This window comes from Acidobacteriota bacterium (assembly GCA_018001935.1).
In the GTDB taxonomy this organism is placed as follows: Bacteria; Acidobacteriota; JAAYUB01; order JAAYUB01; family JAAYUB01; genus JAGNHB01.
Window position 1 is genome coordinate 1 of sequence record JAGNHB010000034.1, and the last position, 14787, is coordinate 14787.

9 protein-coding genes are annotated in these 14787 nt (G+C 66.3%); all 9 read right to left on the minus strand.

What is annotated here, in order from left to right; translation table 11 throughout:
• Positions 1-159 precede the first annotated feature (159 nt).
• Positions 160-2667, minus strand: a complete 2508-nt coding sequence (locus tag KA419_13090; GenBank protein ID MBP7866871.1) for a hypothetical protein — start codon at positions 2665-2667, stop codon at positions 160-162.
• Between the two features lie 14 nt (positions 2668-2681).
• Positions 2682-3383 (minus strand): hypothetical protein, encoded by a 702-nt coding sequence (locus KA419_13095; GenBank protein ID MBP7866872.1) that lies wholly within the window; start codon positions 3381-3383, stop codon positions 2682-2684.
• A 108-nt stretch (positions 3384-3491) separates the two neighbouring features.
• Positions 3492-4157, minus strand: coding sequence for a hypothetical protein (locus KA419_13100; GenBank protein ID MBP7866873.1), 666 nt, complete (start codon positions 4155-4157; stop codon positions 3492-3494).
• 166 nt (positions 4158-4323) lie between these two features.
• Positions 4324-4665, minus strand: coding sequence for an antibiotic biosynthesis monooxygenase (locus tag KA419_13105; protein ID MBP7866874.1), 342 nt, complete (start codon positions 4663-4665; stop codon positions 4324-4326).
• Between the two features lie 403 nt (positions 4666-5068).
• The gene (locus tag KA419_13110; protein ID MBP7866875.1) at positions 5069-8083 is read right to left on the minus strand and encodes a sigma 54-interacting transcriptional regulator; all 3015 of its coding nucleotides are present in this window, start codon (positions 8081-8083) and stop codon (positions 5069-5071) included.
• A 678-nt stretch (positions 8084-8761) separates the two neighbouring features.
• Positions 8762-9412 (minus strand): hypothetical protein, encoded by a 651-nt coding sequence (locus tag KA419_13115; GenBank protein MBP7866876.1) that lies wholly within the window; start codon positions 9410-9412, stop codon positions 8762-8764.
• 105 nt (positions 9413-9517) lie between these two features.
• A complete protein-coding gene (locus KA419_13120) occupies positions 9518-10579 on the minus strand; it encodes a bifunctional 3-deoxy-7-phosphoheptulonate synthase/chorismate mutase (GenBank protein ID MBP7866877.1) in 1062 nt (353 codons plus the stop codon).
• A 55-nt stretch (positions 10580-10634) separates the two neighbouring features.
• Positions 10635-13397 carry a UPF0182 family protein gene (locus tag KA419_13125; protein MBP7866878.1) on the minus strand — a complete coding sequence of 921 codons (2763 nt, stop codon included), beginning with the start codon at positions 13395-13397 and terminating at the stop codon, positions 10635-10637.
• Between the two features lie 91 nt (positions 13398-13488).
• On the minus strand, positions 13489-14784 hold the full coding sequence (locus tag KA419_13130; GenBank protein MBP7866879.1) for a 3-deoxy-D-manno-octulosonic acid transferase: 1296 nt from the start codon (positions 14782-14784) through the stop codon (positions 13489-13491).
• Positions 14785-14787 lie beyond the last annotated feature (3 nt).

Genomic DNA, 14787 nt, shown 5'->3' on the forward strand with positions numbered 1-14787 from the left:
TTCTGTGATGTTACAGAACCGAACCCTCTTCGACATCAACCGAATGAATGGAAAGAACATCCAGGCAGATAAATCGTCGGGTACCACCCGACAATTTAGTGCTTGACATTACGTGGGAAGTCCAAAGGCAGCTCGAAGATGCGCTGCCGCACTCCGGGGTCACCGGCGGCGACCGCCGCGGGAACCGCTGCTGCTGCCGGAGCTCTTGCGGGAACCGCCGCTGCCGGCCCGGCTGCTCCAGGAATCGTAGCTCTTCGTGCGCTGGGTGGAAGTGGCGCGGGCCTGCTGGTCGCGCTGAAGCTGCTGGGAGTTCCGGGACCAGTTCGAGGACGCCGACGACCGGCCGGACGCACTCCCGGCGGTTGTTGCCTGGGCCCGGCCGGAGGCGGTCGACGTCGTGCCGGCGGACGTCGCCTGGCGCGTCGAGGACGAAGTCGACGTCGTGCCGGCGGACTTCCCCTGGCGCGTCGAGGACGAAGTCGACGTCGTGCCGGCGGATTTCCCCTGGGGCGTCGGCTTGTCGACGGAGTTCCACGACCCGTTGTCGTACGACTGCCACCCGTCGTCGGTCTTCTTGTAGACGTTCCCGTCGTGGGTGGCGTACAGGTCGTCGTTGCGGGTCTGCCGCACGGTGGTGGTGCCGTGGTCCGTGGAGATCCCCACGCCCTTTCCCCCCTGGGAGGTCTCGTAGCCGGCGATGGTGCCCCGGGAGTCGGAGTAGTGGCCGGTCCGGGCCCACTCGTCCCCCTTGGTCACCACCGACTGCCCCCAGTTGGCGTAGGGGGTGGACCGCTGGTAGGTGGCTCCCCCGCGTCCCGTGGTGGGGTTGTAGCCCCGGGCGGCGTAGGCCGCCTGGCCGCCGGGCCCGTAGGCGGCCGCTTTCTGGCCCCAGGCACCGGTGTAGGGGTTGTAGGCCTCGGCGTAACCGCGCCCGCCGTAAGGGCCGTAGGCGGCCGCCCCGCGGGCGTAGGTCCCGGTGTAGGGGTTGTAGGCGGCGGCGTAACCGCAACCTCCGTAGGGCCCGTAGGCGACGGCCCCGCGGGCGTAGGTCCCGGTGTAGGGGTTGTAGGCGGCCGCGCACCCGTAGGAGTACGGGCGGGGGTAGTAGACCGGGTAATGGATGCCCGGCGGGTAGTACCAGTAGGGCGGGTAATGGTAGCCCGTGCCGTACACGACGCAGGCCCCGAGGATGAACGCCCCCATGTAGCCGGCGGTGTAGCCCACGGTGACGGTGCTCGGCGTGGACTCGTACACCGTGACGTAGGTGACGTTGTACTTGGGGTTGCTGGGCGGGATGGTGTAGATCTCCTTCGGCACGCTGTCGGCCACGGTCCAGGGCCCCTTGGGGTCGGCGGCCGTGAACCAGACCGCCTGGTAGCAGGTGTAGTAGCGGGACCCCACCTTGATCACGTCGAAGGCGGTGTTCACGGCGTAAGCCAGGGTGGTCCCCTCGATGGTCTTGAACTGCGGTTCGCCGGAGTAGACGACGTCGACTTTCACCTCGCTGCGCTTGACTTCCACCTTGTGGGGGGCTTGGGCCAGCATGAGGGCTTCCCGGGCCTCGGGCGTCCCCGGCACCGACGCGCGGACGGCGGCCCGGGGGTGGTTGGCGGGGATCTTGGCGAAGTCCGCCGGGAGCTTGTCGCTGGCGAAGGTCCAGGGGCCCTGCGGGGAAGCGGCGCGGAACCAGCGCCCCGAGACCAGGAAGTACCAGGACTTGTCCACGGTGTACACGAAGAGGTCGTTCTCGGTGTTGGACACCCACTGGAGCTTCGTGCCCGTGACGGGCTTGAGGACCGGCGCCCCCTTGAGCAGGATCAGTTCGGCCGGCTTGACGCTGACGTAGACGAGGGGCATTTTCGCCTTGGTGGTGGTCCGGCCGGGCAGGTTTTTCTGGACGTCCGCCCAGTTGCTCTCCTTCGGGAGGCTCCAGAGCCCCTTGGGCAGCTTGCCGGCGGGGGCCCAGGGGCCCGTGGGGGCGGGAGCCTGGTACCAGGTGTCGGTGTTGAGCAAGTAATAGTTCGGCTTACCTTCTTCCTGGAAGAGGTCCCAGTTGGTGTTCACGGCGAAGAGCAGGCCGGTGTCCTTGACGGGGGTGAAGACCGGGTCGCCGTCGAAGAGGACCAGCACCGCCGGGGTCTGGCTGTAGAGGATGACCGGCGGGTCCGGCTGCACGGGGATGGTCCGAACCTCCGGCGCCGGCGCCGCGGGGGCGGGCGCGTCGGCGGGTTCCGTGCCGGCCGGGACGACGTAGGCCAGGACCTCGTCCAGGGAGAGCTTCATCGGCGCCGACTGGACGAGCCCGGTCAGGAGCGTGGACAGCTTCCGGGCGGTGTCCTCGTCCGCGGACGGGAAGTTCACCCGGACGACCTTCTGGTTGTAGACCACCACGGTCCGCTTGGACAGGTCGGTCGTGGTCTCGGCCGTCATCTGCACGGCGGCGGGGATGCCCGCCTTCGCGCCGGGCAGCCAGATCTCCACGGCCACGCGGAAATCCAGCTTGACATAGAAATCCCACTGGTCCACCTGGGGTTGGTGGATCACCACCCGGGTCCCGTCGGGCGCGGTCCGGATCCGGGGCCACCCGGTGTCCCGCGATCCCTGGGCCAGGGCGGTCAGGCCGGCGGCAAACGCCAGGCAGACAATCATCACGGTTTTTGTTTTCATGGGTCCTCCCGCGGTCACTGCCGCTGGTAGTTGTAGTTCTCGATCTTCGCCGAGACCTTCTTCGCCGGGACGTCGATGGTGAGCCGGGCCACGTACTGGGGCCCGCCCTGCACCTGGCCGAATTCCGCGGTGGCCTTGACGGCGTCGCCCTCGAGCTTCGTCTCGAAGACGAAGCGGCGCGGGACCTTGGTTTCCTTGTCGAGCCAGTAGACGGCCCGGTCTCCCGGGTTGATGAAGCCGCCGGCCGAAACCTGGACGGTGCCGTCCGGGGAGGGGCTCAGGGCGGCCTTGGCGTAGAAGTCCAGCATGGTGCCCGGGGAGGGCGCCATGTAGTTCTTCACCAATTCGGCCAGCTTCGCGGCCCACTCCTTGAAGTCCTCGATCTTGTTCGCCTTGATCCGGCCGCGGAGGCCCCGGCCTTTCGGTTCCTCCTGCGGCGCGCTGAGCAGGGTCTTCTGGGGCTTGCCGTCCGCGTCGAAGCGCATCTGGTAGAGCTGGGCCGGCTTGGGCTCGCCCTTGAGGGTGACCTCCACCCGCATCTGCCAGGAATACTGACGCATGACGGTCGCATTCTGCTTGGCGTTGGCGGCGTACTGGCCGGCCATGGCCGCCGGGTCCGGCGACTGGGCCGCTACCAGCCCGATGGACGCGCCCAGGATCGCCGCGACGAGGTTGGTCCGCATTGCTCGTAAGAAGAAGGTCGTCGTTGATTTCATCTCATTACCTCCTGAAAAGTAGGAAGAGGGGGACGCAACGGTTTTTGACGGCGCTTCCCGATCCAGGCCCCGGATCCGGGTCGCATTCATGCGTTCCCCTCCTCCCGGTCACTGCCTCTCGTACTTGAAGTTCTCGATCTTGGCCGACACCTTTTTCGCCGGCACGTCGATCACCAGCCGGGCGGCGTATTGCGGCCCGTTCGGCGCCTGCCCGAAATCCACTTTCCCGCTGACGGCATCCCCGTCCAGAACGGTCTGGAACTCGTAGCGGACCGGGGCCTTCGTCTCCGCGTCGACCCAGAAGGTGACCTTGTCGCTCGGTTGGATGAAGGCGCTCCCCGAGGCCTGGATCCGGCCGTCGGGGCTTTTCGCGTAGGCGGCGCCGATGTAGAAGTCCATCATCTTGCCCGGACTGGGCGCCAGGTAATCCTGTACCAGGTCGACCAGTTTTTCAGCCCACTCCTTCGCGTCGTTGGAGGGTTTCTTCTGGGAGGGTGCGGTCAAAAGGGTTTTCTGCAGCTTTCCGTCGAGGTCGTAGCGCATCTGGAAGAGCAGGGCCGGCTTGGTTTCACCCTTGAGGGTGATCTCCACCCGCATCTGCCAGGTGAACTGCCGCGTCAGGGCGGCGTTCTCCCGCGCCTTGGCCGCGTACTGGCCGGCCATGGCCGCCGGGTCCGCCCCCTGGGCCGCCACCAGCCCGATAAACGCACCCAGGATCGCCGCGACGAGGCTGATCCGCCATGCTCGTGAAAAGATGATCGCCTTGGATTTCATTTGATTTATTCTCCTTGTTTGACACGGCCGAAAAGCCCGGATTCGGATCTCACGGAGGCACAGAGGCACGGAGAAGAATCATAAGGATTGTTGATTCTGTTAAATACGATTTGCATTTCTCCGTGCCTCCGTGCCTCTGCGAGAGAAAAGGTCTTTTACGATGGCGTCAACTTTCATTCGACTTCCCGGCGCTTCTTGCCCTTTCGATGGTTTCGATCCCCGTCGAATCCGAGATGGTGTCGAACCGGATCTCGGGCTTTTCGAGGGACAACTCCAAAATCATGAGCAGGTTGCGGTACTCTTCCGAGCGGAGGTGAAGGTCCAGGCTCTCCTGGGCCCTCCAGACCTGTTCGAGCACCAGGACGTTCCTTTCCCGCAGGTCCCCCAGCAGGTTGCATTTGAGACAATTCGGGTCGTCCCGGCACAGCTCCACGACCCACCCGAGGATTTTCATGACTTCGCCGTTCTTTTCGGGGGGGATGGTCATCCGGATGCTCGCTAGAATCATGGGCTTCTCCAGTTCGTGTGCGGCGGTCGGTTCACGGGTGATCTTGAAGTTCGGGGTGGCATAAAGGCCTTTTTTCGATCAAAAACAAGTCGCTTCGGGCGCAGCGCGACACTCCGGGCCGCGCACGTTTTTCCCGCGGCACGATCGTCCATCGCCCGGAGGGCGATGGTACGCGGACGCAGCGCGGCGCTCCGGGCCGCGCCCGTGTGTCCCGCGGCACGTTCGATCTTTCTGGATGGTTTCTCCCCGCATCACGCCAGGTGATTGCGAAACGCATGCCAGAGGGAAGCCGAAGCGCCCATGGCCTGTCAACTGCCGTTGGGTAATGGGTTATGCCTGGAAATGGCGGGACAGTCAAAACCGGGAGGGGCAGGGTGATGTGTCGAAATATAGACAGAAGACGTTATTTCGACATTGGCTTGTTGGATCGCCGGATCCCCAGTTTTTTCATTTTCGAGAGGAGGGTGGTCCGTTTGAGCCCGAGGGCCTCGGCGGCGCCGCCGGGCCCGGCGATGCGCCAGCCGGTCTTCTCCAGCACGGCTGCCACGTGTGTTCGTTCCATCTCCTGGAGGTTGCCGGGGGCCTCGGCTTCCGGGGAGGCGCTCCGGGGCAGGTGAACCTCCAGGACCTTCCCGTTGCTCAGGATCATGGCGTGTTCGATCAGGTTTCTCAGCTCCCGGACGTTGCCCGGCCAGGGATAGGCCTGCAGGTCCTGCAGGGTCTTCCGGGGGATGCTCTCGATCTCCTTCCCCATCCGCTTCTGGAATTCCTTGACGATCGAGCGGACCAGGGACGGAATGTCCTCGGGGCGCTCACGGAGGGGGGGGATCACGATGGGGAACACGTTCAGCCGGTAGTAAAGGTCCCGCCGGAATTTTCCGTCCTTCACGTCCTGTTCCAGGTCCCGGTTGGTGGCGGCGATGATGCGCACGTCGACGCGCACCGGCTTGGTCGAGCCCAACCGCTCGAAGCTGCCTTCCTCCAGGACCCGGAGCAGCTTGCTCTGGAGTTCGAGGGGGATTTCACCGATCTCGTCGAGGAAGAGCGTGGAGCCGTCCGCCAGCTCGAAACGACCGACCATCCGCGTCAGGGCGCCCGTGTAGGCCCCCTTTTCCCGGCCGAACAGTTCGCATTCCATCAGCGTGGGCGGCAGGGCGGCGCAGTTGACCGTCACCAGCGGACGGTCTTTCCGGGAACTCAGGCCGTGGATGGCCCGGGCCGCCAGTTCCTTCCCGGTCCCGGTCTCGCCCAGGAGGAGGACCGTGGAGCCGGTCCGGGCCACCTGCTCCACCTTGCTCAGGACCTTCCGGATGGCGGCGCTTTGCCCCACGATCTCCGCGTGCTCGCCCAGGAGCCTGATCTCCTCCTTCAGGTAGACGTTCTCTCGTTCGAGCCGCTGCTGGAGGGCGCCGATCTCGTCGAGTTGCGCCTTGATCTGCAACTCGACTTCCTTTTGTTTCGTGATGTCGAGCGACAAACCCATCAGGCGCACCGGCTCTCCGGCCGCTTTCAGGTATCGCTGCCCGTGGGCGGCGATCCAGCGGAGGGTCCCGTCGGGCAGCAGGATGCGGTAATCGCACCGGAGCCGCTCCCCGGACTGCAGGGCCTGCTGCACCTCCCGATCGACCCGCTCCCGGTCCTCGGGGTGGATCACCCGGAAGTAACTCGCGTAGCGGACCTCCTCGTCCGGGGCGAATTGAAACAACTCCCGGCTCTGGGGCGAAACCCAGACCTTTTGGGAGTCGACCTCCAGGATCCACAGGCCGGCCCCCACGGCCTCCGTCGCCAGGCTCAGGCGCGCCTCGCTCTCGCGCAGCGCCGTTTCGGCCTTCTTGCGCACGAGGGCCTGGGTGAACATCTGGGCGACCAGTTGAAGCCGTTGGACGACAAGCTCCGGCCAGGTGCGCTCCTCCCGCATGGTGTTGAAGGACAAGGCCCCGATGATCGGGCCTCCCCCGGCCGACAGCGGGAACGTCAACGAGGTCTTGATGCCGAAGTGTCGCCAGACCTCCCGGTCCCGGGCCGCCTCGGGCGGGAGCGCCTCAAGGGAGGGGACGACGACGGTCCGGCCGGCCTCCACTTGTTGCTGGCACCAGGGGAAATACTCGTGGGTATTCATGGGGTCGGGAGGCGGCGGGCCGCCGAGGGGGCGATAGAGGTGCGTCATCGTTCCGATGCCCGGCGTTTCCGCCTTCCACTGCCAGAGCGCCGAAAGGTCCAGTCCCAGGCACTCGCAGACCCGGCGCTGCGCCTCGACGATCTCGCCGTCCACCTGGTCCGCCGGCAAATCGACGAAATGCGCCGAGGTCTCGGCCAGGAGCCGCTCGAACCGGAGCTGCCCCTCCAGTTCCAGTTGGTTCTCCCGACGTACCAGGGCATTGGCGAAGACCTCCCCCAGCAGGCGCAGCCGGGGGATGTACGCTTCCGGCCAAACCTGTTGCCGGCGGGTGTGGATGATGACGATGGTCCGGGAAACCCTGCCGCCGACCGCCACAGGGATGTTGAGCACGGATTGGTTCCCGATGGCCGCGTGAGACTGCCGGTCCCTCAGGGCATCCGCGGGGTAGTCCTCCAGGCGGCGGACGTTGATGGGCCGGCCCTGGATCAGTTGACCGTAGCTCCACGGGAACAGGTCGGCCAGGTCGATCTCCCCCGAAACCGGCTCGATGCTCTCTCCGTAGGCGGCATGCGTGACCCTGGCCCTGGCCATGTCTTGCCGGATATCAATCAGGCCGCACCGGTCGACCTGGAAAAACGCGAGGATTTCCCCCAGGGCCTGGTTGATTTCGCTGTCGACCTGATCGAAAGGGACGGCCAGGAAACGGGCGGAAAGGTCCGACACCAGGAGTTCGAAACGCAGACGGTCTCCCAGGACCTTTTCGGCCCGACTGCGGGCGAAGGCGTTGGCGAACATCCGCGCGATGATCTCGAAGCTCTTCACGGCCGTTTCCGTCCAGCGCCGTTGCCCGCGGATGAGCGAGAAGGACAGCATGCCCGTCACGGGCCCTTCGCCGACGGACAGCGGCACGACCACGATGGACCGGGCGTCGATGGCGCGAAAACTGTCCCGGTCGCGGCCCGCCTCCGGCGGGAGGTCGGCCAGGTCCTCGACGACGAGCGTCTCCCCGCCGAGGACCTTCCCCAGCGTCCACGGGAAGCGGTCGCCCACGTCGATCCGCTCGGGGTCCTGCGGGCTTTCCGGAAGGCGGTTCATCTTGACCAGCATGATCCCCGGCTCTCCCTCGAGGGCTTGCCAGAGCGTGGAACGGTCGAGGTGGAGGATTTCGCAGATGCGGCGCTGGACGTCTTCGACTTTGCCGTCGATCCGGTCGGCGGGGAGGTTGATGAAACAGGAGGAGATTTCGGACAGCAGTTGCATGAACCGCTGCCGCTCCTCCAGGCCCTCCAGGGTAATCACGGATCGAGGTTCTGCTGCTTCAAGGGCAAACTGCTTGCTCTGATTACGACCCCTGTTCATCGCCTCGCCTTCTCCGGATCAAGCGCAACCCAAGCGTTTCATTGTCAATCCGATTCATCTTATAATAAAGTTCAGAAAAAAAATCAATCCTGACGACCCCGCAAAAAGGCCTCATCCGGCAATCGTGCAGATGAACAGCAGCCGGTTTGCGGGGTTTCTTCCTTGGCGGTGCCAAGGTCTTCGGCCCGGAGGGTCGGAAACAGCCTGGGTCCGACTGTTGCCACAAAGCAAGAACAAACCCTCCGGACAGGTTGTCGGCGATCTCTCGAGACGGCGGCCGGGAGGGGTATTTGCGGCCAAGGCGGTCTGTCTTTGCGAGCGTGGCGCCTTGGCGAGAGCCTATCCGGATCTTGATCTCGCAAAGGCGCAAAGATCGCAAAGAAAACCGGATAGCCAAGGACGCGGCCAAGGGGTACGAAAGCCCTGCGGGCAATCGTTTCGTGATGGGCAGGATGGGATCGACGGTTGACCCACACCGTGGAGCGGAAAACGTATCATCGGCCAGTCAGCGTTCCATCTTTCCCCGCGGCGACTTGCCTGAGGTCGAGACGACCCGTTCGTGTGGTTCGTGGTTCTTTTTCCGGTTCATCCGGGTTGGGGTGTGTAATGTTGATGGCCTTATTCCGGTAGCAGCCCATCCTTTCGAATCTGCTTGCCCACGGCAGCCACCAGCTTCTTCACCTCTTTCCGGATGTCCCCCTGGTCGGTGGTCCGGCTGGCGCCGGCCCAGAGAAGCTTGTCCTCCTCGATGGAATAGACGAGGGTCTCCAGCGACACGACGGTCTGGGAGTAGACGTATCCGGGGGTGCCGACCACCGCCCAACTGTAGTTCCAGTAGCCCCAGAAGGAGGGGTAATAGGGACGTGCGTACCAGGTGGTCCCCGGGACGTAGTTGATCTCCTCCTCCTTTCCCGCCAGCCGGACCATGATGGCGTAGGTGATCCCGACCCTTTTCAGAAACGCCTTGGCGTTCTCCGTGTTCCGGGTCAGCTCGACGGGAAGGACGGTGTATCCGGCGACCCCGTCCACCCCGCGGCTGCGCAACTCGGTCGCCAGGGTCTCCTCCGGCCCCTGCCGCATGGATTCGTCGGCGCTGACCACGAAGACCGCCACCTTTTTGCCGGCCAGCTGCACCTGGCCCGCCAGCGGGCTCTTCCAGCTTTTCAGGACCCGGGTCGAGCCTGCCGGCACCGTGCCGATGGACAGAACAGCCGTCACGATCGTCCAGGCCAATCGATGAGAAATCAGTCGAATCGGTTTCCGAATCATGGGTATCTCCTTTGCGGGTTGTCCTTGAGGGTCGGGGTCAGGGATCCGGTTTCCCCGCGTGGTTCTCCAGGAACCGGATCAGGAGACCCTGGAAGTTCTGCCGGCCTACAGGCCGAGGGCGGACACCAAGGCCGTGAAGCCGCTGAAGTCGAGTTGCTGGAAGCCGTCGGAGAGGGCCTGGGCGGGGGTGGGGTGGACCTCCACCATCAGGCCGTCGGCCCCCGCGGCCAGCGCCGCCTTCCCGCAGGGTGGGAGGATGTCGGTCCGTCCGAGGGCGTGGCTGAGGTCGACGATGACCGGCAGGGCGGTTTCCTGCTTGAGCAGCGGGACGGCCCCGAGGTCCAGGGTGTTGCGGGTCAGCCGCTCGAAGGTCCGGATGCCCCGCTCACAGAGGACGACGGCGCTGTTGCCCCCCGCCAGGATGTACTCCGCGGAGAGGAGCAGTTCGTCCAGCGTGGCCATGAAGCCGCGCTTGAGGAGAACGGGTTTGCCGATCCTGCCGATGGCCTTGAGCAGCTCGGTGTTGTACATGTTCCGGGCCCCGACCTGGAGCATGTCGGCGTGGGCGGCCACCAGGTCGAGAGTGGCGGTGTCCAGCACCTCGGTGACGGTGGCGAAGCCGTGCCGGTCGGCCACGGCGCGCAGGATCTTCAGGCCTTCCTCGCGGAGCCCCTGGAAGGAGTAGGGGCTGGTGCGGGGCTTGAAGGCGCCCCCCCGGAGCATCCGCACCGCGGGGAAGCGCTTGAGGAAGACGGCGATCTCCTCCATCTGCGCTTCGGACTCCACCGAGCAGGGCCCGGCGATGAGCACGGGGGCCCCGGCGCCGAACACGGCGGGCCCCACCCGGATCCCGCCCGACGGGAGGAGGTTGGGCCGGTAGACCTGCATCGCCTGCCGGCGGTTCGTCTCCATCAGGTCGAGGGAGGCGCGGAAGATGGCGGAGAAGATCTCCCGGATCCCCGCCGGGTCGAAGGGGGCGCAGCCGGCGGCCAGGAGGGTGCGAAGCATCTCCTCCTCCCGGCCGGGGTCGTAGCCGTCGAGGCCCTGACCGGACTTGACCCGGTCGATCTCCAGCACCAGCCGGGCGCGCTCCTGCAACAGGGTCAGCAGGTCGGCGTTGACCCGGTCGATCCGTTCGCGGAGTTCCTCCAGGGGGCATCGGCTCACGGCTTCCCCCGCGGGGGGCGTGATCGGCGCCCGCCCTTTTCCCGGCCGGGAGTCGTCATTTCGACCCCTTCCCGCCGGCGGCCTCGACCAACTCCTCCAGCTGTTTCCGGAGACCGTCCATCTCCTCGCCGTACCTGGCCCAGTTCCCCTGGCGGAGGAAGTCCTGGGCGCGGTCGTAGCGCTCGCGGGCGGCCCGGGCGAGGGCGGCGACCTCCGCCGCGGGGCCTGTCGGCGGCGCGGACGGCGGCGGGGTTGCGGCAGGGGTCCCGGCCGGCCCCGCGGGGGGGGCGCTCGCCGCGGCAGCCGGCGCCGCCCCGCCGAACACCTTGTTCAGCGCCTCCTCCAGGGTGGTTTCCATGGACACCCGGTTGCCGTAGGTGACGATGACCCGCTTGAGTTCCGGGAGCTTGCCGCTGGTGGCCTGGAGGTAGATGGGCTGGATGTAGACCACGTCGTCCCGGACCGGGATGACCAGGAGGTTCCCGCGGCTCACGCTGGACCCCTGCTGGTTCCACAGGGTCAGCTGCTGCGAGATCACCGGGTCCTGGTCGATGCGGGCCGAGACCTGCATCGGCCCGTAGGTGAGGGCCTGCTTGGGGAACTTGTAGACCCGCATCTTCCCGTAGTGCTCCCCGTCGGAGCGCGCGCAGAGCCAGGCGATCATGTTGTCGCGCTTGTTGGGGGTGTAGGGCACCATGAGGATGAACTCCTCGCGCTCCGCGTCGGGGAGCCGGATCATGGCGTGGTAGCTCTCCATGCGGGTGACCTTGTCCGTCGCCTTCTCGTTGGCGATGTTCCAGAGGTCCTCCTTGTTGTAGAAGACGTTGGGGTCCTCCATGTGGTAGGCCTCCAGGATGGCGGCCTGGATGTCGAAGAGGTCCTGGGGGTACCGCAGGTGCCGCCGGAGGGTTTCGGGCATTTTGGCCAGGGGTTTGAAGAGCGCCGGGTAGATGCGGGCGTAGAGACGGACGACGGGGTCGTTCGCCTCGTTGATCAGGTAGAAGTCCGTCTTCCCGTTGTAGGCGTCGATGACCACCTTGACCGAGTTGCGGATGTAGTTCACCCGGCCCGCGAAGGGCTTCGCGTAGGGGTAGCCCTCGCAGGTGGTGTAGGCGTCGCAGATCCAGTAGAGCCGGCCGTCCTCGGCGACGAGGTAGGGGTCGTCGTCGTACTGGAGGAAGGGGGCGATCCGGCGGACCCGTTCCTTGATGTTGCGGTGGTACAGGATCCGGCTGCCGGGCGCGATGTAGCCCGAGAAAAGGATGTTGATGTCCGCCTGGTCGATGGCGAAGATGAGGCGGCGGAAGAAGGACCCGATGGAGACGCCGGCGTTTTCCCGGTAGGTGGTGAACTGGTTGCTGTCCCCCACGGGGTAGTCGAATTCCTGGATGTTGGCGCCGCGCACGATCACCGCGTTGTCCGTCTTCTCGCCGAAGTAGATCTCGGGGCGGTCCACCTTCAGGCCCGCGGTGGAGACGGGGGGGATGTCCTTGAGGAAGAACTCGGGAAGGCCTTCCTTCGTCACGACGTTCACCGGGCTCATGGTGACCCCGTAGCCGTGGGTGTAGACGAACTTGAGGTTCACCCAGGTGGCGGCGTTGCCGGGGAGCTTCCCCTGGTCGAGTTCGCGGGCCGCGAGCATCACCTGGCGGTAGTCGCCGCTCGGGAGCCGGTAGCGGTCGATGTCCACGTCCGGGAAATTGTAGTAGAGACGGATCACCTGGAGCTGGTCCAGGGTGCTGGCCAGGGGCCGGTAGTCCCAGAGCATGACGTTCTTCATGGTGGGCGTGTCGATCCGGACGTCCTCGGCGGTGAGGTCTCCCTTGGGGACGAAGGCCTTCTCCTCGATCTTGTCGAGGTCGTAGGCCCGCCGGGTGAACTCCAGGTTGTGCCGGATGTAGTTCGTTTCCTTGCTCTGCTCCATGGGGTCGACCACGAACTTCTGGATGATCGACGGGTAGATGACCGAAACGAGGTGGGCCAGGAGGAAGAGCCCCCCCAGCACGATCACCCCCTTCTTCCGGATCAGGTCGAAACCGAGGGCGACGGCGCCCACGGCGGCCAGGGCCGTGATCAGCGCCAGGGCCGTGGTCATGGGGAGCTGGGCGTGGACGTCGGTGTACCCGGCGCCGTAGAAGCTCCCGGAACGGGTGGAATTGAGGATGTCGTAGCGTCCGAGCCAGTACCCCCAGGCCATCAGGCCGAGGAAGACGGCGCCGAGCACCCCGGCGTGGCGGCGGATCCCGGCCTCGAACTCCGGCGGGCCGCCGTCGAAGCGGATCTTCTGCTTCAGGAAGCCCAGGGCGAGCACCCCGACCAGGGTGAAGGCCGTCAGCGTCATCAACCACTGGCGGACCGCCTGGATGAAGGGGAGCGAGAACAGGTAAAACCCCAGGTCGTGGCCGAAGACGGGGTCCTTCAGGCCGAAGGCTTCCGCGTTCAGATAGACCAGGGCCTCCTTCCAGGTCGACCCCAGCCCTCCGGCCATGAAAATGCCCAGGATCACGGCGACCACCTTGGCGGCCAGCGGGATGAAGCGGTCCACGGTGTCCACGACCTCCTGGATGCGGGGGTCGTCGAAGCGCTTGCCGGGCAGGCGGGCGAGGTGGCGCACGTTGAAGAAGAAAAAAGCCAGGGTGAACAAAAAACCCGCGAACCAGAGGAAGTACTGGGCCTTGTAGCTGGTCCAGAACACGCTCTCGTAGCCGAGTTCCCCGAACCACCACAAGTCGGTGATGAACCCCGACAAGAGGCCCGTCAGGACCAGGAGGAGTACCACCAGGACGCCGGCGCCGATCAACCAGTACTTGACTTTCATGTTTTACTCCCTTCCGGTCCGAGCCGGACCAAGTTCTCAGGGTAACGAAAAAGCCGGGTCATTGCAAGGCCCATCACCGGGCCGTCCGGCTTCAGATGCGGTTCGAAGGGCCGAAGAGGGCCGCGTGGCAGCGCTCCGCCGCCCCCTGCCGGGAACGGGTGACGGATTCAGCCCGTCGGCCGAGGGCGGCGCCGGCGGCGGGGTCCGCCAGCAGCCGGCGCAGGGCCGCTTCCAGCGCGGGGGCGTCGGGGACGACGACCACGGCGTCCTCTTCGCGGAAGGCGTCCAGGATCTCCCGGAAGTTCTCCATGGACGGTCCCACCAGAACGGGTTTCCCGGCGGCGGCGGGCTCGAGGATGTTGTGCCCGCCTCTCGGCGCCAGGCTGCCGCCGACGAAGACCAGGTCAGCGGTGAAGTAGAGGCGGGAGAGTTCCCCGATGGTGTCGAGAACGACCACCCGGGCGGACGGGACGGCGGCGTCGGGGAGCCGGGAGCGCCGGGCCGTGGGGAACCCGGCGTCCGCGAAGAGCCGGGCCACGGCCTCGAAGCGTTCGGGGTGCCGGGGGGCCACCACCCACCGCAGGCGCGGGAAGTCGTCGGCCAGGCGGCGAAAAGGCCCCAGGAGGAGGGCTTCCTCGCCTTCCGTGGTGCTGCCGCACAGCATCACCCGGGGGTCAGGCTCCCCGAACGCGTCGCGCACCCGGGCCGCGAGGGCGTCGTCGGGCACCACGGCCTTCAGGGCGTCGAACTTGAGGTTGCCGCTGACCCGGACGGTTTCGGGGCGCGCGCCGAGGGCGACGAAGCGCTCGGCGTCCCGGGGGGACTGGGCCAGGATCGCGTCCAGCTGCCGGAGGAACGGGGCCATGAAGGGCCGGACGCGCCGGTAGCGCGGATAAGCGCGGTCGGAAATGCGCCCGTTGACGACGGCCACGGGGACGCCCCGGCGGGCGGCGAGGGTGATAAGGTTGGGCCAGAGTTCGGTCTCGGCGATCACGAGCCGGGAGGGGCGCAGCCGGTCCAGCACGCGGCGGACGGCCCCGGGGAGGTCGAAGGGGCAGGCGAGGAGGCGCACCCGGTCGCCGTAGGCCTTCCGCGCGGCTTCACGGCCCGTGGCCGTGGTGGTGGAGAGGTAGATGACGCGACGAGCCGGGTCCGCCTCGATCCGGGCGATGAGGGGGCCCACCATTAGGGCCTCCCCGACGCTGACGGCGTGGATCCAGACCGACTCGACCCCCTCGGGGGGCGGCTCGGGCAGTTTCCGGCCGAGGCGTGCGGCCACGTCGGGGAACGGCTTCCCCCGCACCACCCGCCGGTAGAGGAACCAGGGGAAGAGCAGGGGAAAGGTCAGGTAAAGAAGGACGTTGTAAATGAAGCGGACCGTGCGCAAACG

Coding starts and splice junctions, on each gene's coding strand:
- KA419_13090 (MBP7866871.1), bottom strand. CDS start 2,667: ATGAAAACAAAAACCGTGATGATTGTCTGCCTGGCGTTTGCCGCCGGC.
- KA419_13095 (MBP7866872.1), bottom strand. CDS start 3,383: ATGAAATCAACGACGACCTTCTTCTTACGAGCAATGCGGACCAACCTC.
- KA419_13100 (MBP7866873.1), bottom strand. CDS start 4,157: ATGAAATCCAAGGCGATCATCTTTTCACGAGCATGGCGGATCAGCCTC.
- KA419_13105 (MBP7866874.1), bottom strand. CDS start 4,665: ATGATTCTAGCGAGCATCCGGATGACCATCCCCCCCGAAAAGAACGGC.
- KA419_13115 (MBP7866876.1), bottom strand. CDS start 9,412: ATGATTCGGAAACCGATTCGACTGATTTCTCATCGATTGGCCTGGACG.
- KA419_13125 (MBP7866878.1), bottom strand. CDS start 13,397: ATGAAAGTCAAGTACTGGTTGATCGGCGCCGGCGTCCTGGTGGTACTC.